Source organism: Dolichospermum sp. DET69, assembly GCA_017355425.1.
GTDB lineage: Bacteria > Cyanobacteriota > Cyanobacteriia > Cyanobacteriales > Nostocaceae > Dolichospermum.
In genome coordinates this window covers 5,523,026-5,542,622 of sequence record CP070233.1, presented here as the reverse complement: position 1 = coordinate 5,542,622, position 19,597 = coordinate 5,523,026, and the positions used below count along the sequence as shown (strand labels likewise).

General features: G+C 36.0%; 10 protein-coding genes and 2 pseudogenes. 5 read left to right on the top strand and 7 right to left on the bottom strand.

The window, feature by feature from the left end:
• Nucleotides 1-33 precede the first annotated feature (33 nt).
• A complete protein-coding gene (locus EZY12_25420) occupies nucleotides 34-4,749 on the top strand; it encodes a glutamate synthase subunit alpha (GenBank protein ID QSX67929.1) in 4,716 nt (1,571 codons plus the stop codon).
• Nucleotides 4,750-5,608: 859 nt separating this feature from the next.
• Here the strand turns inward: EZY12_25420 and EZY12_25415 are convergent.
• The 3 genes from EZY12_25415 to EZY12_25405 all read right to left on the bottom strand — a co-directional run bounded on the left by EZY12_25415 (nucleotide 5,609) and on the right by EZY12_25405 (nucleotide 8,657).
• Nucleotides 5,609-6,565: a polysaccharide deacetylase family protein gene (locus EZY12_25415; GenBank protein ID QSX67928.1), complete on the bottom strand. Its 957-nt coding sequence runs from the start codon at nucleotides 6,563-6,565 to the stop codon at nucleotides 5,609-5,611.
• A 348-nt stretch (nucleotides 6,566-6,913) separates the two neighbouring features.
• Complete coding sequence (locus EZY12_25410) at nucleotides 6,914-7,282, bottom strand: EamA family transporter (protein QSX67927.1); 369 nt, start codon at nucleotides 7,280-7,282, stop codon at nucleotides 6,914-6,916.
• 430 nt (nucleotides 7,283-7,712) lie between these two features.
• Nucleotides 7,713-8,657 (bottom strand): glycosyltransferase family 2 protein, encoded by a 945-nt coding sequence (locus tag EZY12_25405; GenBank protein QSX67926.1) that lies wholly within the window; start codon nucleotides 8,655-8,657, stop codon nucleotides 7,713-7,715.
• A 48-nt stretch (nucleotides 8,658-8,705) separates the two neighbouring features.
• Here EZY12_25405 and EZY12_25400 point away from each other — a divergent pair, with 48 nt between their 5' ends.
• Both EZY12_25400 and EZY12_25395 read left to right on the top strand, forming a co-directional pair.
• Complete coding sequence (locus EZY12_25400; protein ID QSX67925.1) at nucleotides 8,706-11,144, top strand: hypothetical protein; 2,439 nt, start codon at nucleotides 8,706-8,708, stop codon at nucleotides 11,142-11,144.
• 3 nt (nucleotides 11,145-11,147) lie between these two features.
• The gene (locus tag EZY12_25395) at nucleotides 11,148-12,671 is read left to right on the top strand and encodes a glycosyltransferase family 39 protein (GenBank protein ID QSX67924.1); all 1,524 of its coding nucleotides are present in this window, start codon (nucleotides 11,148-11,150) and stop codon (nucleotides 12,669-12,671) included.
• A gap of 208 nt (nucleotides 12,672-12,879) precedes the next feature.
• Here the strand turns inward: EZY12_25395 and EZY12_25390 are convergent, their stop codons facing one another.
• The 3 genes from EZY12_25390 to EZY12_25380 all read right to left on the bottom strand — a co-directional run bounded on the left by EZY12_25390 (nucleotide 12,880) and on the right by EZY12_25380 (nucleotide 16,774).
• Nucleotides 12,880-14,100 (bottom strand): hypothetical protein, encoded by a 1,221-nt coding sequence (locus EZY12_25390; protein QSX67923.1) that lies wholly within the window; start codon nucleotides 14,098-14,100, stop codon nucleotides 12,880-12,882.
• A 63-nt stretch (nucleotides 14,101-14,163) separates the two neighbouring features.
• Nucleotides 14,164-15,510: a DUF2079 domain-containing protein gene (locus tag EZY12_25385; protein ID QSX70832.1), complete on the bottom strand. Its 1,347-nt coding sequence runs from the start codon at nucleotides 15,508-15,510 to the stop codon at nucleotides 14,164-14,166.
• 40 nt (nucleotides 15,511-15,550) lie between these two features.
• Nucleotides 15,551-16,774 carry a hypothetical protein gene (locus EZY12_25380; protein ID QSX67922.1) on the bottom strand — a complete coding sequence of 408 codons (1,224 nt, stop codon included), beginning with the start codon at nucleotides 16,772-16,774 and terminating at the stop codon, nucleotides 15,551-15,553.
• 239 nt (nucleotides 16,775-17,013) lie between these two features.
• Between EZY12_25380 and EZY12_25375 the strand changes: the two are divergent.
• Together EZY12_25375 and EZY12_25370 are read left to right on the top strand one after the other, a co-directional pair.
• Nucleotides 17,014-17,112, top strand: a pseudogene (locus tag EZY12_25375) (Uma2 family endonuclease).
• Between the two features lie 369 nt (nucleotides 17,113-17,481).
• Nucleotides 17,482-17,985: pseudogene (locus EZY12_25370) on the top strand (Uma2 family endonuclease).
• A 10-nt stretch (nucleotides 17,986-17,995) separates the two neighbouring features.
• On the opposite strand, the gene EZY12_25365 reads toward EZY12_25370, so the two are convergent.
• On the bottom strand, nucleotides 17,996-19,360 hold the full coding sequence (locus tag EZY12_25365) for a glycosyltransferase family 39 protein (protein QSX67921.1): 1,365 nt from the start codon (nucleotides 19,358-19,360) through the stop codon (nucleotides 17,996-17,998).
• Nucleotides 19,361-19,597 lie beyond the last annotated feature (237 nt).

Below are 19,597 nucleotides of genomic sequence, written 5' to 3'. Positions count from 1 at the left end.
AACATCTGTACCTCAACACTTCAGGAATAAAATATGAATCATCAACCATCAAATCAGGGTCAGCAAATTAAAGTGTCAGATACTAATTTTCAAGATACATATCCAGGGCAAAAGTGGTTAGTAGAAGAAAGAGATGCTTGTGGAGTGGGTTTTATCACTCATCGTCAAAATATTGCCAGTCATGAAATTTTGGATAAAGCCTTAACTGCTTTAACTTGCTTAGAACATCGAGGTGGTTGTAGTGCTGACCAAGATTCTGGTGATGGTGCGGGGATATTAACAGCGATTCCTTGGGAATTATTGGCACAAGATTATGGTAATCAGATTGATTTTTCGGCGCCCAGTCATATGGCTGTGGGGATGATATTTTTTCCCCAAGATGAAACAGCCGCTAAAGCTGCAAAAGCTGCATTTGAGCAAATAGCAGCAGAGGAAAAATTAACTATACTGGGCTGGCGAGTAGTTCCGGTACGTCCAGAAGTATTAGGGGTACAAGCTAAAGAGAATCAACCCCTAATAGAACAGGTTTTAATTTCTTGCGCCGATAAAAGCGGAGATGAACTAGAAAGAGAATTGTATATTGCTCGTCGCCGAATTATGCAAGCGGGGAGAAGAATTTCCGAAGATTTCTATGTATGTTCATTGTCTAGCCGCACAATTGTTTATAAAGGCATGGTGCGTTCGGCTGTATTAGGGGATTTTTATCAAGATTTAAAAAATCCTGCCTTTAAAGTGGCATTTGCGGTATATCATCGCCGTTTTAGTACCAACACTATGCCTAAATGGCCTTTAGCCCAACCAATGCGGCTATTAGGTCACAACGGGGAAATTAATACCCTATTGGGGAATATTAATTGGATGATGGCACGGGAAGCTACCCTGAGTCATCCAATTTGGGAAGATCGGTTTGATGAACTCAAACCAATGGTCAACATTGATAATAGTGATTCCGCAACTTTAGATAATGTCCTAGAGTTGTTAGTGCGTTCGGGACGTAGCCCTTTAGAAGGGTTGATGATGATGGTTCCCGAAGCTTACAAAAATCAACCTTCTTTGGCTGAATATCCCGAAATTGTGGATTTTTATGAATATTACAGCGGGTTGCAAGAATCATGGGATGGACCTGCGCTGTTAGTATTTAGCGATGGAAAAAAAGTTGGCGCGACACTAGACCGCAATGGTTTAAGACCTGCACGTTATGTGATTACCAAAGATGATTATATCGTTGTTGCTTCTGAAGCTGGAGTAGTAGATATCCCAGAAGAGAATATTCTCGAAAAAGGTAGACTAGGACCTGGACAAATGATTGCGGTGGATTTGAATACCCAAGAAATCCTCAAAAACTGGGAAATCAAACAACGCATTGCTAAACAACATCCCTATGGAGAATGGTTGAAACAGCATCGCCAAGAATTGAGTAAATTAGTTAAGGGCGAATCTGTCGGGAATGGTAACGGAAATGGAAATGGTAACGGGAATGGTAACGGGAATGGGAATGGGCATTTATCAACGAACAACGGACAACTGACTACTAACAAAATTGATCCCCAAGTCTTATTACAACAGCAAATAGCCTTTGGTTACACCATAGAAGATGTGGAAATGGTGATTCACCCCATGGCCAGCACTGGTGCAGAAGCGACTTTCTGTATGGGGGATGATATTCCCTTGGCTATACTGTCAGAAAAATCCCATTTGCTGTATGACTATTTTAAACAGCGATTTGCCCAAGTTACGAACCCAGCGATTGACCCTTTACGGGAAAAGTTAGTAATGTCTCTGACGGTAGAACTGGGTGAAAAGGGAAATTTATTAGAACCCAAACCAGAATACGCCCGCAGACTCAAGTTAGAGTCACCTGTACTCACTCAGACAGAGTTAGAAACTGTTAAGTTGTCAGGATTTGCGACGGCTGAGTTATCAACTTTATTCCCCATAGCCACAGGCCCAAATGGTTTAAAAACGGCTGTGGAATGTTTGCAAAAACAAGCTGCTGAATCGGTGCGGGCTGGTGCAAATATTTTAATATTAAGTGACAGAACAGGTACAGGTATTGCTGCTGAATATACCTATATTCCCCCTTTATTGGCAATTGGTGCGGTTCATCATTACTTAATCCGCGAAGGGTTACGGATGAAAACATCCCTAATTGTGGATACCGCCCAATGTTGGAGTACCCATCATTTTGCTTGTTTATTGGGTTATGGTGCGGGTGCTGTTTGTGCCTATATGGCTTTGGATACTGTCAGTGCTTGGTGGGCTGAACCCAAAACGCAGCAGTTTATGACTAGGGGCAAAATTGCCACTTTGACTTTAAACCAAGCCATAGAAAATTATCGCCAAGCTATAGAATCAGGTTTGTTGAAAATCCTCTCGAAGATGGGAATTTCTCTCCTTTCCAGTTATCAAGCCGCGCAAATATTTGAAGCGATTGGGATTGGTGGTGATTTGTTAGCTTTGGGTTTCCGGGGGACAACTTCCCGCATTGGTGGTTTAAGTGTGAATGAATTGGCGCAAGAGGTGCTGTCTTTCCACAGTAAGGCTTTCCCGGAATTGACGGCGAAGAAGTTGGAAAACTTAGGTTTTGTCCAATACCGACCCGGTGGTGAATACCACATGAACAGCCCAGAGTTGGCTAAGTCGCTACATAAGGCGGTAAATGGTAAGCAATATGACCATTATGAGGTTTACAAACAGCATCTCCACAATAGACCGGTGACGGCGTTGCGTGATTTGCTGGATTTCCAAAGCGAGCGCTCATCAATTCCTTTAGAACAGGTAGAGTCAGTTAATGATATTGTCAAACGTTTCTGTACCGGTGGGATGTCCTTAGGGGCGTTATCACGAGAAGCACATGAAACTTTAGCGATCGCCATGAATCGCATTGGTGGTAAATCTAATTCAGGTGAAGGTGGCGAAGATCCCGTTCGTTACAATGTTTTAAGGGATGTGGATGCTGCTGGTAAATCTCCCACTCTGCCCCATCTCAATGGGTTGAGAAATGGTGACACCGCTGCAAGTGCCATTAGACAAATTGCATCGGGACGGTTTGGCGTTACTCCCCAATACTTAGCCACAGCCCAACAACTGGAAATCAAAATTGCCCAAGGTGCAAAACCTGGAGAAGGTGGACAACTACCTGGACCAAAGGTAAGCCCATATATTGCCATGTTGCGCCGTTCTAAGCCTGGTGTAACTTTGATTTCACCACCACCCCACCATGATATTTATTCCATTGAAGACTTAGCACAGTTGATTTTTGACTTGCACCAAATTAACCCCACAGCCCAAGTTTCGGTGAAATTAGTCGCAGAAATAGGGATTGGCACAATTGCGGCAGGTGTAGCTAAGGCTAATGCCGATATTATCCAAATTTCGGGACATGATGGCGGTACTGGTGCATCACCGCTTTCTTCCATTAAACACGCTGGTAGTCCCTGGGAATTGGGGTTAACAGAAGTGCATCGGGTATTGATGGAAAACAGCCTGCGCGATCGCGTCATCTTGCGTGTAGATGGTGGTCTGAAAAGTGGCTGGGATGTCCTGATTGGGGCATTAATGGGGGCTGAGGAGTTCGGCTTCGGTTCTATCGCCATGATTGCTGAAGGCTGTATTATGGCGCGGATTTGCCACACTAATAACTGTCCTGTGGGGATAGCTTCTCAGAAAGAAGAAATGCGGAAGCGGTTTACCGGCATTCCCGAACACGTTGTCAATTTCTTCTACTTCATTGCGGAAGAGGTGCGGAGTCTGTTGGCTAAATTGGGATATCGTTCTTTATCAGAAGTAATTGGCCGGGCTGATTTATTAACGGTGCGTTCGGAAATCCAACTGAATAAAACCCAAGCTTTGAATTTGGATTGTTTAACTAAGCTCCCAGATACTAAAGTTAATCGCAGTTGGTTGGTGCATGAGAAAGTTCACAGCAACGGATCTGTATTGGATGATCAGTTACTGGCTGATTTAGATATTCAAGCCGCAATTGAGAATCAAACTGAAGTTAGCAAGACTCTCACCGTCGTCAATACCGATAGAACCGTCGGTGCGAGGTTAACTGGGGCGATCGCTGCTAAATACGGTGACAACGGCTTTACAGGGGCAATTAACCTCAATTTCCACGGAAGTGTGGGGCAAAGCTTCGGCGCATTTAACCTAGATGGTGTCATTCTCAACTTAGTAGGGGAAGCTAATGACTATGTAGGTAAGGGAATGAATGGTGGGGAAATTATTATTCAGCCCCCAGCAAATGCCACATACAACCCAGCCGAAAACGTGATTGTGGGTAATACCTGCCTTTATGGTGCTACCGGTGGGGCGTTATTTGCCAATGGTTTAGCCGGAGAACGGTTTGCGGTACGGAACTCTAAAGGTACAGCCGTGATTGAAGGGGCTGGTGATCACTGCTGCGAGTATATGACTGGTGGTGTGATTGTTGTCTTGGGTAAGGTGGGCCGCAACGTTGGTGCAGGAATGACCGGCGGTTTGGCTTACTTCCTGGATGAAGTTGGTAATTTCCCTGAGTTAGTTAATCACGCTATTGTTAAAGTGCAGCGAGTTGTCAGTAATGTTGGCGCACAACAATTGTATGATCTAATTAAAACTCATGGCGATCGCACTGGTTCACCAAAAGCCCAGGAAATTATCGCCAATTGGGCAGAATATTTACCCAAATTCTGGCAGTTAGTACCACCATCTGAAGCTGATAGTCCAGAAGCGAAAACAGAGGAAAAACAATTAAGTTCTGTGTAATTTGTCTGAATCAGGATTTCCAGGATTTGAGGATTTACAGGATTTAATTAAATACTTTGTCTGAATCAGGATTTCCAGGATTTGAGGATTTACAGGATTTAATTAAATACTTTGTCTGAATCAGGATTTCCAGGATTTGAGGATTTACAGGATTTAATTAAATACTTTGTCTGAATCAGGATTTCCAGGATTTGAGGATTTACAGGATTTAATTAAATACTTTGTCTGAATCAGGATTTCCAGGATTTGAGGATTTACAGGATTTAATTAAATACTTTGTCTGAATCAGGATTTCCAGGATTTGAGGATTTACAGGATTTAATTAAATACTTTGTCTGTATTAATCCTGTTCATCCTGTAATCCTGGTCATCCTGATTCAGACATTTTTCTTACCCGTATTCATCCTGTTAATCCTGTAATCCTGGTCATCCTGATATGGCTTGCGCCACGCTACGCTATCAGACATTTTTCTTACCCGTATTAATCCTGTTAATCCTGTAATCCTGGTCATCCTGATATGGCTTGCGCCACGCTACGCTATCAGACATTTTTCTTACCCGTATTCATCCTGTTAATCTTTTAATCCTGGTCATCCTGATATGGCTTGCGCCACGCTACGCTATCAGACATTTTTCTTACCCGTATTCATCCTGTTAATCTTTTAATCCTGGTCATCCTGATATGGCTTGCGCCACGCTACGCTATCAGACATTTGTATTATCCGTATTAATCCTGTTAATCCTGTAATCCTGGTCATCCTGATATGGCTTGCGCCACGCTACGCTATCAGACATTTTTCTTACCCGTATTAATCCTGTTAATCCTTAAATCCTGGTCATCCTGATTCAGACATTTTCTTTAAGGTTTCGGAGATGTCTGAGATTTAAGAGTTTTTACAGTTTTTTGAGGTTTCTGAGCAAGTAACTGTGGATATTGATCTTGCATTTCTAACAGTTCGGGAACAGTCACAAATTCATAACCCTGTTTCCGAAACTTGCTAATAATTTCTGGTAAAGCTGTGACAGTGTGAGAGCGATCACCACCACCATCGTGCATCAATACAATACCGCCTGGTTTAGCTTCTCTAAATATATTATTCATTAATCGAGGCACACCTGGACGAGAGTAGTCCATGGAGTCAGCAGACCACATGATAATGGCATATTTATTACTTTTAGCATAAGCTGCTACTCCATTGCTCATAATCCCTCCTGGTGGACGAAACAGACTAGTTTTGACACCTGTAGTTTGATAAATTATGTCTCCTGTATTAGCAACTTCGTAAGCCGCCGCTTGGGCATTCATGTGATGATACCAATGATGCCAAGTATGGTTAGCAATCACATGACCATCTGTAACGACCCGCTTTGTTAAGTCAGGATAATTTTTGACATTTTGGCCAACTACGAAAAATGTACCTTTGATATTATTTTTTTTGAGAATATCTAATACTTTTGCTGTACTACTAGGCCAAGGTCCATCATCAAACGTTAGGGCAATAACTTTTTTTTCTGGGGGAAGTTTAGCTTCGCTAATCACAATCCCTTGAAAGTTAGATGGAACATCAGTAGAAAACCCTTTGGCTTGTGCTTCTTGCTGCCAACTGGTGAGCATTTCTGTTTTAAATTCCTCTAGCCGCTGCTGAGTTTTTACATTAGCAGCAATATCTTTATTTTTAACAATGGCACTTTTGTTTTGAGCATCGGAGGTTTGAGCTTTGAACAGAATCATTAAAGCAATGCTTAAAGTGCCAGTGAGGCCAAGTATGGCAATTAATATTCCCTGAGTCCCAAAAAATGACTTATTATTTTCCACAGCGTAACTCCTTCAAGGGGTGAGCAATCAATAATGGCATTGATAGCTCTGACGGTAGGTTATAACACATTTTTTCTATAAAATTGAGATTGTTTGCCATACTGTGAGGTATGAGTTGCCTGAATATTCGTGTATATTTTACTACTTTAGTTCATGATTTTCTCTTAAAGAAAAGGTTATTTTTTCTTCAATGCCATGAAATAGTTAGATGATAATTAACTGAATATAGTTTCTCATTTGTGAATAATATTTGGGAGTTACGATAGCTACGATTTTAGCCTTAAGCGGAGATATTTTCATCACCGATTGATGACTTTTTATTCATAATAACTCAAGAGGATCTTAATTTTATTTTTTCCAAATTACTAATATAACTCCTGTAACAATGAAACCTAATCCAAAAACACGGATTAAAGAAATAGGTTCTTTTAAAACAAAGTAACCTAGTAATACGGAAAATATATAACCAACTGATACAGCAGGGGCAGCAACAGTCAAATTAACTCTGGTTAGGAGGAGAATATAGGCTACTGCACCAATACCATAACAGGTTAATCCTAATAAAAGTTCTGGTATCGTGATCATATTGAGAATATGACTAACAGCGTTACTTGGATCAACTTTCCCTAATTTAATCGCTCCCATTTTTAAGAAAAATTGTCCGGCTACACTGATGAGAACTGATATTAGTAGTAAACTGAATTCTGGTATTGACATAGATATTACCTGAGTATTTTAATTTTTTAGCTAAACAAGAAAACAAAATCTAGATCTCCGACTTCCTTAGAGGATGTTTTAAAAGTTTTCCAGGTATAAATTAACTCCTCTTGTAAACCTCTCCCCGAAGCGGGGAGAGGCTTTGAAACCCCCCTTCCCTACGAGGGAAGGGGGGCAGGGGGGTTAGGTTTTTGGAGATTATTAGTTTTATTTAATACTTTATGGCTAACGCCACGCTATGCCTTCGGCACACTTCGTGAACGCTATCAAACAACCTCTTAGATGACTCCACAAAAAAGATAATTCAATCTTGTGGGATGGGCATCCTGCCCGTCCTGATATTATTAGCAGGTAAGATGCCTGCACCACAAGAAATTTTGGGATATTTTTTTATTTGGAAGTTTCTTAAGAAGTCCAGGATCTGAAAATATCAAATTTTTGTAAAACCTCCACTTTCTCTCAGTGTATAAAGGGGACGGCCTTTGACTTCTTCGTAAATTCGACCAATATATTCACCTAAAATACCAATACAAATTAACTGAACTGAACCTAAGAAAAACATAGAAATTGTAATTAATGTATAGCCAATTAAATGAGATACTGGGGTAAATATTCGCCAATAAAGGACAAGTAAGATCATAATTAAGGCAATAGCAGCAGATAAAAGCCCTAAATAAGTTGCTAGTCTTAATGGAACTATGGAGAAGGAAATAATACCATCAATTGCTAAAGATAAAGATTTACCAAAGGTATATTTAACATCTCCAGCAAAACGAGGACTTCTTTCAAATAATACCGATGTTTGTCGGAAACCTACCCAAGCACGTAAACCCCGAATATAGCGGTTTCGCTCTGGCATAGCATTAAGAATATCTACTACCTGTCTATCCATTAAACAGAAGTCCCCTGTATCAACAGGAATATCAACTTTAGCCAAGCGTCGAAGAATGCGATAAAAAAGATACGCAGTTAAGCGTTTGAGTAAACTTTCTTGTTGCCGGGATAAACGTTGGGCATATACTACTTGGTATCCTTGATGCCATTTGTCAATCATTGATAAAATTAATTCTGGTGGATCTTGCAAGTCAGCATCCATGACAATGATACATTTGCCTTGGACAAAGTTCAAACCTGCGGTGACGGCGATTTGATGCCCAAAATTTCGGGCTAGACTGAGGTAATGAACTCGATGATCATGATGGTGTAATTCGCGCATCATGCTTAAGGAGCGATCGCGGCTACCATCATCAATTAAAATCAATTCAACATCACCGTCTAACTGTTCCATGATATGATGTAACCGACGATACATCTCTGTGATATTTTCTTCTTCGTTATAAATGGGGATAACTAGGGAGTAGATGGGCTGATTCATGGTAATTATAGATAATTAAACTCAATAAAACTTTGCATTCCTGTAAATATGAATTATTTAAATGATTCTAAATTAAGAAAAGATTATCTCATACTATTAGTAATTTGGTTAATCGGATTAGTTATAGATAGAACATGGTTTTTTTTAGATGAATCTATTCCCTCTTATGATCAAAGCGCACATTTAACAGGAGCATTACATCATTATCGAATTTTTCAAAACTTGAATATTTTATCAAGTGATTGGTGGTTATCTCTATGGCAATTAAGCCCTAGTTATCGCGCTCCTTTTGTATACATTTGTACCGTACCATTTTTGGTATTGTTTGGTAAGGGACATGATCAAGCTAGTTTAGTTAATTTATTATATACAGCCATAATTATTTTATCAGTATATCATCTAGGTAAATATTTATTTAAAAATCGAAAAATTGCTATAACTGGCAGCTTATTTTGTTTATTATTTCCTATTTTGGGAATTATCAGAACAGATTATTTATTAGATTATGGTTTAACAGCAGTTGTCATTTTCACATTTACCATTTTAACCATTTGGAAAGATAGTTATACTGGTTGGATATCATGGATACTCACTATTATCTTGGGTTTAGGAATCGGGTTGATAATGTTGTCTAAACCTACAGGCTTTATTTTCATTTTAATTCCTAGTATCTGGATATTAATCATATTTATTAGAAAACGTTATTTTATTAAATTAATTCAAACAAGTTTATCTTTAATTTTAGCTTGGTTAATTTGTGGCTCTTGGTATAGTTTGAACTGGTTAACAATTATCACGTCTGCTTTAAATGCTAACAATGTAGGAAAAGGGGAAGGTGATCCTTCTGCTACAACCATTGCTGGTTGGTTATATTATCCGCAATTTATACCAGAAAGTGTTGGTTTACTAGTATTATCTATAAGTTTAGGTATTTTATTAGTTTATCTCATTAAAAATAGATTTTCCAAAGATACAATTTCAGCTATTTTTCATAAATCTAGTTTAAATTGGTTATTTATATACATGGTGGGTAGCTATGTGATTTGTTCTCTTGGTACAAATAAAGATATTAGATTTATTCTTCCCTCTTTTCCTATAATTAGTTTAATTTTGGCTTACTTTTTTAACTTAGTTGAAAATATTTGGTTTGATAAACTAAGATTAGTAACTATTGGATTAAGTGGCATTATTTTACTAAATAATTTGTTTCCTTTACCCCTAATTCAAGCCTGGGGAGGAAAACATTTACCTAATGATGAGGGTAAAAAATATCCTCTAACACAATTAATGGAGAGAATTAGTCAAACTACACCATATTTAAGCACAACTTTAGGAGTAATTCCAGTTTCTACACCGCAAGTTAATGAGTTTACTTTAGATTATTTTGGTACATTAGCTGATTTTCGTATATATGGCAGAAAATTAACTATGAAATTATCTCAAGTAGATCAAGATTTACAATATTTATCTTGGTATGTTACTAAAGATAATGAACCAGATGAACAAGGAGAAAAGGGAGAAACTAAACGCAAGTTAAAATTTTTGGTAGAAACTTCTCCTGATTTACAATTACAAGGTAATTGGGTATTACCTCATAATGATAAATTGCGATTATATCATCGCAAAAATTCTCAGATAGTTGTTGAAAAATTAACTAGTGACAATAAGCCAGTTACTCTAGAAAAAGTAATAACTCCTAATCAATTTATAATAGGTCAAAATAACTCAGTTACTTATCAAATAACAGGTTCATGGGATGAATTACAAAATGGTTTATTACTATTAAAATGGCAGAATGGACAATCATCTTGGTATCATGATCATGGGATTGCTTTAGGGAATTTATATTGTGGTTTGAAATGTCATCCCCAAGAAAGTTTTCGAGTAGTTGAGAATCTAGCTACATTTATTCCCCAGACATTACCCACAGGAAAATATCAACTCTCAGCCCTATATTTAGATAGAAGAGATGGCAAAATTATACCATTAAACATTTCCAATATAGTTGTAAATGTAACAGATACAGGAAAACTAGAAAAAACACCACCTTTAGATTTAGTTTCCCGAATGTCACAATTAGCAATAGAGTTACAAAAAGGAAAGTTAGATAATCTATTTGTACAGATAGATAATTTCAATCAATATGATGCTACTCAAGATTATTTAAAACAAATTGAATTTGCTGCTAATTATTACTTACAAAATGAACCAAATAACTTGAATTGGCGTTATACTCTAGTTCTCTCACAACTTTTACAGCGCGAAGCCTCAGAATTAATCCAGAATTTAACAGAATTAACTAAATATGATGCTGAAAATCCTTATACTTGGGTTTATCTAGCATTTGTTTATCTCTATGACTTTCAACCCAGACAAGCTGAAAAAAACTTAGTCATAGCAGAAAAATTAAAACCAGATATACCAGAATTAAAAACTTTAAAAACTGTGACAAATATTATGAAATTTCTACCAATAATTAATTTCTAAAATATGAGAGATAAACAATGGTTATTAGGGTTGTTAATTGCATCTTTAATGTTATGGTTGATAGGCTTGGGTAATTTACCTTTACGAGATTGGGATGAAGGAACTTATGCAATAGTTGCTAGAGAAATTTACCGAACTGGTAACTGGCTTTATCCTACTATACAAGGAGATCCTTTTTTATTAAAACCTCCTTTAATGCAATGGTTAATTGCTATTTGCTATCACATAGGAGGAGTGCAAGAATTTACTACCCGATTTCCGGGAGCATTTTTAACGGCTTTAGGAGTTCCTTTACTTTACTTAATCGGGCGTTTAGTTTTTTTAGAAAATTTACCAGCTTTATTTTCAGCTTTGGTTTATTTAACATTATTGCCTGTGGTGCGTCATGGGAGACTGGCAATGTTAGATGGGATGACTATTTCTTTTTTTCTATTATTATTATTTTGTGCATTAAAATCACGTGAGTATAAAAAATATGCTCTTGGTATTGGTTTTTGTCTGGGTTTAATTACGCTAACTAAGGGAATGTTAGTGTTAGTTTTAGCAGGAATAGCAGGTTTATTTATTATTGCTAATAAACAATTAGCTATATTGAAAAATCCATTTCTATGGATAGGAATGCTTTTGGGTAATTTCCCTGCTGTTGCTTGGTATTTTGCCCAATATCAACATTATGGAGATACTTTTTTGCAAGTGCATTTTCAATCTCAAGCTTTTGATAGACTGGGAAAAGCTGTGGAAGGGAATAGTGGTCCTATTTGGTATTATTTACTTGAGTTACTAAAATATGGCTTTCCCTGGTTGTTGTTTTTACCAGGTGGTTTATATTTATGTTGGAAAAATCGTAATACTGCTTGGGGTTGTTTAACTCTGATTGGGACAATTATTTATTTTACCATAGTTTCTTTAATGGGTACAAAATTACCCTGGTATATTATGCCAGTTTATCCATTTTTAGCTTTAGCAATTGGGGCTAATTTAAGCTATATTTGGCAAGAAAATAAGTTTAAAACCAAATTTCTGACAGGATTTTTTGGATTTTTGGTTATTGTTGGTTTAGCTGGTTGTGTTTATTTTAGTACCGTTGATAAACAGCCATTGTTAATTGTCATGAGTATTATTTTAGCAATAACTATGGGAATAACAGCATGGTTAATTCATCAGCATAACCGTAAATTTATCCCGGTTTTATTTGCGGGAATGTATATTGTTTTAGGACTATTAATGAATTCTAAATCTTGGATTTGGGAGTTAAATGAAAAATTCCCTGTTGTCCCAGTAGCAACATTAATTAAAAATAATGTTCCTGCGGGAACAAAAATTTATACTTCTTTTCCTGATAGTCGTCCTAGCTTAGATTTTTATTGTGATTGTCAGGTTATTCCTACATCTATTGCCGATTTACAAGATAGATTTTCTCATCAATCTTATTTGTTGCTGGATCATGATAGTTTGCAGAAAATGAATTTAAAAGAGAGTAAAATGATAGGAGAAGCTAAGGGTTTTAACTTGATTACCACTAATTAATTTTACCAATGTATAATGCAGAACTTCCAGATAATTTAGGTGATTTTGGGGAATTACTCCATCGAGTTTTGTCAGGAGAGGAAGTGATTCTTTCTCAAGCTGGTACTCCTGGACTGATGTGAGATTTATGTTTCATATTATTTCATTAAATTTGCAAGCATTTGAAACTGGGTTAATTTTTTCAGCATACTAATCTATAGTGTTTAATTCAAGCTACCCAAAGATCACGGGCAAAACGAATAGAAAATATCACCATTAGTATTCCCCAAAAAGACATAACTGGGTATCTTAAACGAGGATAGCGTTCAAGTAATAAACCGAAAGCAATGGATAAAGATACAATACCATAAGCGTAGCGTTCAGCCGAAGGAGTAATTCCAGTATTTAAAATTAATCCATAGGAACATAATCCATAGACAAAGGTAACAAGAGGAATTTTAGTCCGAAAAAACCATAGTAGATATATTCCACCAAAAATAATTACTATTTTAAACAATTCATCTCCTGCTAATAACCACATTAATAACCATAGAAAATAAAATCCATAGTGTACTTTTTTTGAACCTATTTGTAAGCGAAAGTTCCATAATAAATATCCAGATATGACAATAATTAAAAATATAATTGGCTGTAAATAATCTTGAATATAGCCAGCTTTCCAATTATTAAAACCTACTACTACTTGCATTAGCATTTGCCACCAACCCTGCCAAGCGAAGCCTGTTACATCACCACGCCATGCTTTTTGTGCATGAATAAAAGCTAAAGCATCACCAAATCTAAGTTGACAATAAAGACTATAAAGGATAATACCTAGTCCGGTTGTTAAACTAGCAATATAGGCTTTTATACCTCTTTTTTCTTGCCAAGAAACAAACAAAAAAGTTGGTATTAATGCTACTCCTGGTACTCTTGTTGCCGTAGATAATATACCCCAAAAAGCTGTCCAAATATATTGTTTTTTTTCAAAAGCTCGTAAAGCAGAGGTAGTACATAATAAAAATAATCCCTCTGTGTAGATTACAGTTCCATATAGAGAATAAGGACACCATGCTAAAGTTGCTATTATCCATCTTGCTGCATTTCTACCATAAAGTTCTTGTACCCAAAAATAAACTGTAATTAATGCCGCTAAAAATGCTAAGTTATTTACTAAAATACCGGCAACTTTAAAAGGTAAACCAGTAGTCATTACTAAACGACATAATAATGGAAATAAAGGAAAAAAAGCTACTGTATGAATTTGTTTTACATCCCTAGAAAAATCATAACCAGAAGTCACAATTTTTTCATACCAAACACTATCCCAAGCATGAAAAACATCCCAGCTAAAGGTGGCAATAACACCTGTTGATGACACTGGAAATAATGGGGCAATAATTAACATAGTAACGGTTATTAGTAGTCTACTAGATAACCACATTGCCATGATAAAAAATAGACTATTCTGAATGAAGTTATTTTTTTTGAATATCAACATAGAAGCAAAGATTTATTTTTGTTCAAATAGAAATACATCATCTTTCTGATACTTTAATTCAAATTGTGAATTTGTTTTTAATTTATTGACCAAATTATTATAATCTGCTGTACTTACCACCAAACCAGGGTTACGAACATTGATCAGTATATAATGAAAATTGTTAACTTCATTAATATTATATTGAAATCTAATTAACTCTCTCTGGGTTAAATGTGGTGTAATTACATCTGTAGTTAGAACGCTATCTTTGGTTTTAATTAAAGATATTCCTTCTTTTGTAGCTTGCCAATTATCTAAATTTTTAAGATATTTTCCCGCAAAAAAACCAAATTTACCTAATGCTAAAAACCAAAACAAAGACCATAAAATAATTACTTTTTTCTGTTGTATCCAAGCTTTACCTGCTGCTAAACTGGCAATTAAGGATAATATCAAAAAAGTAATAATTGGTAAAGAGTAATGCCATATTAAGTTTTTTTGGGAAGGATGATCAGCAAGTAAATTTAAAGCTAAACAAGGAATTGCACTTATTAAAGGTGTCATGGATTTGGGTCTTAAACCCCATATTACAGGCACTAATAAATAAAACAAATATTCTAAATTTATTAATGTAAAAATATGGCTAAAAATAATTTGTGGTTGAAACAGAATAATTTGTAATGTTTCAGAAAATGAGTGACCTAAATAGCTATAGCGATAAAGATGACGAGTTAGTAATGTTGCTTCGCTGCCAAAAAAAGGAATAATTATTTTATTAGCAATTAAAAACCATGCTATCCCACTAATAATAGCTATAGCACCATAAAAACGCCGTTTTTCAAATAATAGTAACCAAACCCCCATAGCTGCTACTGTTAATGAAAGTACAGCTTTACATCCCAATACTACTAAAACACTTACACAAAACCAAATTATTTTTTTTGTTCTTGCAGCTAAAACTGCTGTCAAAAGTGCAGGAACAGCTATTGTATCTGGATGAAATTCAAGTAAGTTAGCATTATATATCAGAGGATAGAGTAGATATACTGCTACTATTGCTATTGCTTGATTTTCTTTTAAACCTGCTTGTAGTGCTAAAAAATATGTAGGTATAGATCCTAAAGCTAACGCAGTTGATTGGACTGTAAATAGCCAATAAACGCTAGGATGAATTTTGTACAATAAAGCCAAAAAGTATAAAATCCCAGCAGCATGATCAGCTAAAACATGAAAACCAAGTATAGAAGAGATTGGTTGTTTACCTTGACTAATTAAGTAAACACATTGGTCAAAAAATGCTAAATCTCCTCCTGAATTAAATAACTCATGTCTAAGAAGACTAGATGTTAATAATATTAAGGCACTAATACCAACAATCACACCAAGATTATTATTTTTTATGTTTGACTTTTCCACGCTACAACTTATTATTCAAATTCAAGGATAAATTAGCTTTGATTTGCGGAAATATCATATCACAATTTCGGACAACAAACCATAATGTCAAACCTAAAGGAATAGAAAATATTTTGATATATATGGGACTTTCCGCACTAAAAGCTCCTAGATAACTAAAAAATGATGCTAGTTGTACTGATATTGCTACCCAGCGATATTGGGGAAAGTAAAAAGCAAAGATAATAGACAAAATATCTGTAGGATAAAAATATCTTTCGTGCATTTTTGGCAAGATATATGGCATAAAAAATACTGATATTGTCGCTAAATATATCAGTCTGTCTTGAGTAATTTCTAATTTACTTCTATAAACTAGATATGCTAACAAAAATATGGCAATTACAGTTAATAGTAAACCTACTGGCACAACAATATTATAAAATTCGTTAGGAATCCATTGATAAAGATTGGGTATATTTTTAGCTAGATCTTTATATTTATTAGAATTCTCAAAATATACTAATAGCAATTCTTTGATTGGTCTACCAGCAATCCAAGCTGGCAACATTGCACCTGCATATACTAAAGGAATTATTGGTAAATAAAACCAAGATACTCTCTTTTTAATTAATAAAATTAGTAATAAAGGTGCTAAAAACATCGCTTGTAATTTAAATGAAAGTGCGATACCAAAACTAATTAATGCGGGAATTTGCTTGTGAATAGATAAAAAGTAAATACAAGCAATTAATCCTGTGGTATAGATAACATCACATTGTCCCCAAAGAGAACTATTATAAATTACAGTGGGACTTAATATGACAGCTAAAAATGCCCAATTTGCCATTTTACCCACAGGATATTTAAGTTTGACAATTTTATAAGTGAAAAATGCACAAATAAAGTCAACAATCATGGCAAAAAGTTTGATTGCCAAAATTTTCGGTAGTCCAGAAAGCAGGGTAGAAGCAATGACAAGCCAGTAAAGATATGAAGGTGTATAATCAGCAAAACCATCTTTCAATGCACTAAATCCGCCATGAGATGCAATGAAATCATACCAAGGAGCTAAAAAATATTTATAATCTACTGATTGATTGGGAACACAAACTAATCGAATAACTACAGCAAAAATAATACCAATAAATAAATATCTTGGTATAGGTAATTGTAGAGATTTTGATATTTGATTAAACCTATGATTAACTATTTCTAATAAATGATTAGTTGATTTCTTTATCATGAATATGATTTTGTCTGAATAAGTGATCAGTTAATAATAGAATTAAATAAGAAGCAATTATACAAAATATACAACCGAGGTAAAAATTTTATCTATTACTAACGCTATAAAATATACCATACTTTGGCTAAATCTCTGAGGCAACAAATTAGAAGTATTAGAAACTTAATAGATAAAAATTTAAGCAATAATTATTACTAATACGTTAAAGTAATCAACATAGCTTTCTCATCAAAAATATGCAACTAACCCAAAAGCAATATTACACTCCAGAGGAATATCTGGAATTAGAAGCAACTGCTGACTACAAAAGCGAATATATTGAAGAACAAATCATAAGACCTCGCGGTATGCGGAAAACTCAGTGTCTTTAGACCTGAGAGGGAAGCGGCACGGGCGGTTTTAACCGCATTGAATCTTAAATTTTAGTCAGGTTTTTTGATTGGAAACCTGAAAAACCAACTCCCATTGCTGGGGTAATGTTAGCTTCGACCTGTTATAAGAGCTTTTTAGGCTTGTAACACTGTTCCAGTGACCTTAGAACTGTTTAATCACAAGCGACAGAGCAGGGAACTAGCTTCGCATTCCGGGGTGTCGTGACTCAAATAACGGCTACCCTTCGACTATGCTCAGGGTGGTCTGGTCAGTACAGCTTGTTTGATTTCTCTTGCAAGCTCAGTCCCTTTAGGGCTGGGTTACTGACTGCTATGGCTGGTGCTTCTATAAATCATAACCGCATTTCTTTAAATCTAAGTTCTGGGCTAAATTTTGCCTTTAGAGATAAAAATTATGAAGTTTTTATGAGTGATATGCGTCTATAGATACCTCAAAGACTAATATATACTTATCCAGATGTAATAATTATTGCAGATAAACCAGAATTTTTCAATAATCGTTTAGATACAATTACAAATCCCCAGGTAATTATTGAAGTTTTATCTAAATCCACGAAAAGTTACGACAGAGAAGATAAATTTGCAGCTTACAGGACAATTCCCACTTTTCAAGAATATCTATTAATTGATCAAAACCGGATTTATGTAGAACAATTTTCCAAAACTGGGAAGAAAAGATGGAATTTGTGTGAGTATGACGAAGAAGATGAAAACATATCTTTGGAAACCTTACCTTTTGAAATTTCTTTACAAGATTTATACAATAAAGTAAAGTTTCCTGACATAGAATCACTAAATGAAAATTCTAATTCCTGATATTTTTCTCCTATCCTACCCAAAGTTCTTGAGCAAAACCTATGGCTAATTTACTAAGTAAGGTGATAAACAAACCCAGAACTAAATAAGCTTGACGGGGATAGCGAGATAACCACATACCTATAGCTATGTTCAAAGGAACAATTCCATAAGCAAGACGACTTAAAGAAATTGTGCCACCAGAAGCTAAAAGTAATCCAATACCACAAAAACCATAAACTACCATAACTGGAGTCAGTTGCTGACGGACATACCATAAAAGGTAGCTACTACCTAATATCATAGATACGTTAAGCAAATTATTTATTAAGTCTTGATTGGCAATTATTAATGATAATATCACAATTATATAGCCAGCATAGAATACTAGAGGATTGAAATATTTACGCCAATACAATAAACATGAAGAACCAATGACAATTAAGCCAAAAAATAGCGGATACCAAATATCTTTAATTCCACCTTCATCATTCTCTACCCAACCATAATGCCAATTGTTGCCAAAGGGAATTTGCATGAACATATTTAACCACCCTTCCCAATCAAAACCGAAGGAAGGCCGCCATCCTTTTTGTGCAGCAATAAAGGCTAAAAAGTCATGAAAATTCAGCTCACAATACACACTAAATATTAACAAACCTGTAGCAGATAATAAACCTGCAATGTAGGCAGTTAATGGTTTATTTTGTTTCCAAGCTGCTATAAAAAATGCAGGAATTAGTACCATTCCTGTCGGACGTGTTGCTGTTGCCATTCCCCCGCAAATTGCTGTCCAAAGATATTGTTTTTCGTCAAAGGCGCGTAACGCCATTGTACTCAATAATAAATACAAACCTTCTGTGTAAATTACTCCTGTGAACAGAGACATGGGACAGTAAGCCATCACAGCAATTGTCCAATGGGCTGCATTTATGCCACATTGTTTTTTTACCCAAGCATATAAGAAATAAAGTGTTCCTAAAAATGCCAAATTATTGATAATTAATCCAGCTATTTCAAAGGAAAAACCTAATTTCATGAAGATAAAAATGCAGACAGGAAACAGAGGGAAAAATGCTAAATTATGCTGTTTACCATCATTAATAAATTCATATCCTTCAGTGGCGATCGCTCGATAATGGACACTATCCCAAGCATCAAAAATCCCCCAACCAAGATGGGGCGTAACGCCATTTTGTAAAGCTGGTAGGTGGGGAGCAATCAACAACATCACTGCTCCCATCCATAAGCGACTCAAAAGCCACATAGACGCAGGAAACAGAAAATCCCTTGTCCAGATAAATTTTGTGATCCTGGGGGGGAAAATAGACCGCTTTGGCAGTAAGGTAATTACAGCGTCTCGGAGGGAAGCGATCGCTATTTGCACTTTTACCATAGGCTTTTATTTTTCTAACTCTGAGGTCATGACAATGTTACTCTTGAGTAATATTACGCATTTGTGCCAAAAATAGCAAAAAGTTTGATTTGGGTTAATTGATTCTGGCGATCGCTCTTATCAATGAGTCCCCAGCCATTTATAAATCTCTCGGTAAGCGTAAAACTCAGCGTCTTCAGACCTGAGATATAAGCGACCCTTCGGCTACGCTCAGGGCATCGCTCGTGCGACTTTAGT

Bases quoted from the DNA above. Each gene is read 5' to 3' on its own strand.
- EZY12_25420 (QSX67929.1), top strand. From the start codon at position 34: ATGAATCATCAACCATCAAATCAGGGTCAGCAAATTAAAGTGTCAGAT.
- EZY12_25410 (QSX67927.1), bottom strand. From the start codon at position 7,282: ATGTCAATACCAGAATTCAGTTTACTACTAATATCAGTTCTCATCAGT.
- EZY12_25405 (QSX67926.1), bottom strand. From the start codon at position 8,657: ATGAATCAGCCCATCTACTCCCTAGTTATCCCCATTTATAACGAAGAA.
- EZY12_25400 (QSX67925.1), top strand. From the start codon at position 8,706: ATGAATTATTTAAATGATTCTAAATTAAGAAAAGATTATCTCATACTA.
- EZY12_25395 (QSX67924.1), top strand. From the start codon at position 11,148: ATGAGAGATAAACAATGGTTATTAGGGTTGTTAATTGCATCTTTAATG.
- EZY12_25390 (QSX67923.1), bottom strand. From the start codon at position 14,100: ATGGCAATGTGGTTATCTAGTAGACTACTAATAACCGTTACTATGTTA.
- EZY12_25380 (QSX67922.1), bottom strand. From the start codon at position 16,774: ATGATAAAGAAATCAACTAATCATTTATTAGAAATAGTTAATCATAGG.
- EZY12_25365 (QSX67921.1), bottom strand. From the start codon at position 19,360: ATGGTAAAAGTGCAAATAGCGATCGCTTCCCTCCGAGACGCTGTAATT.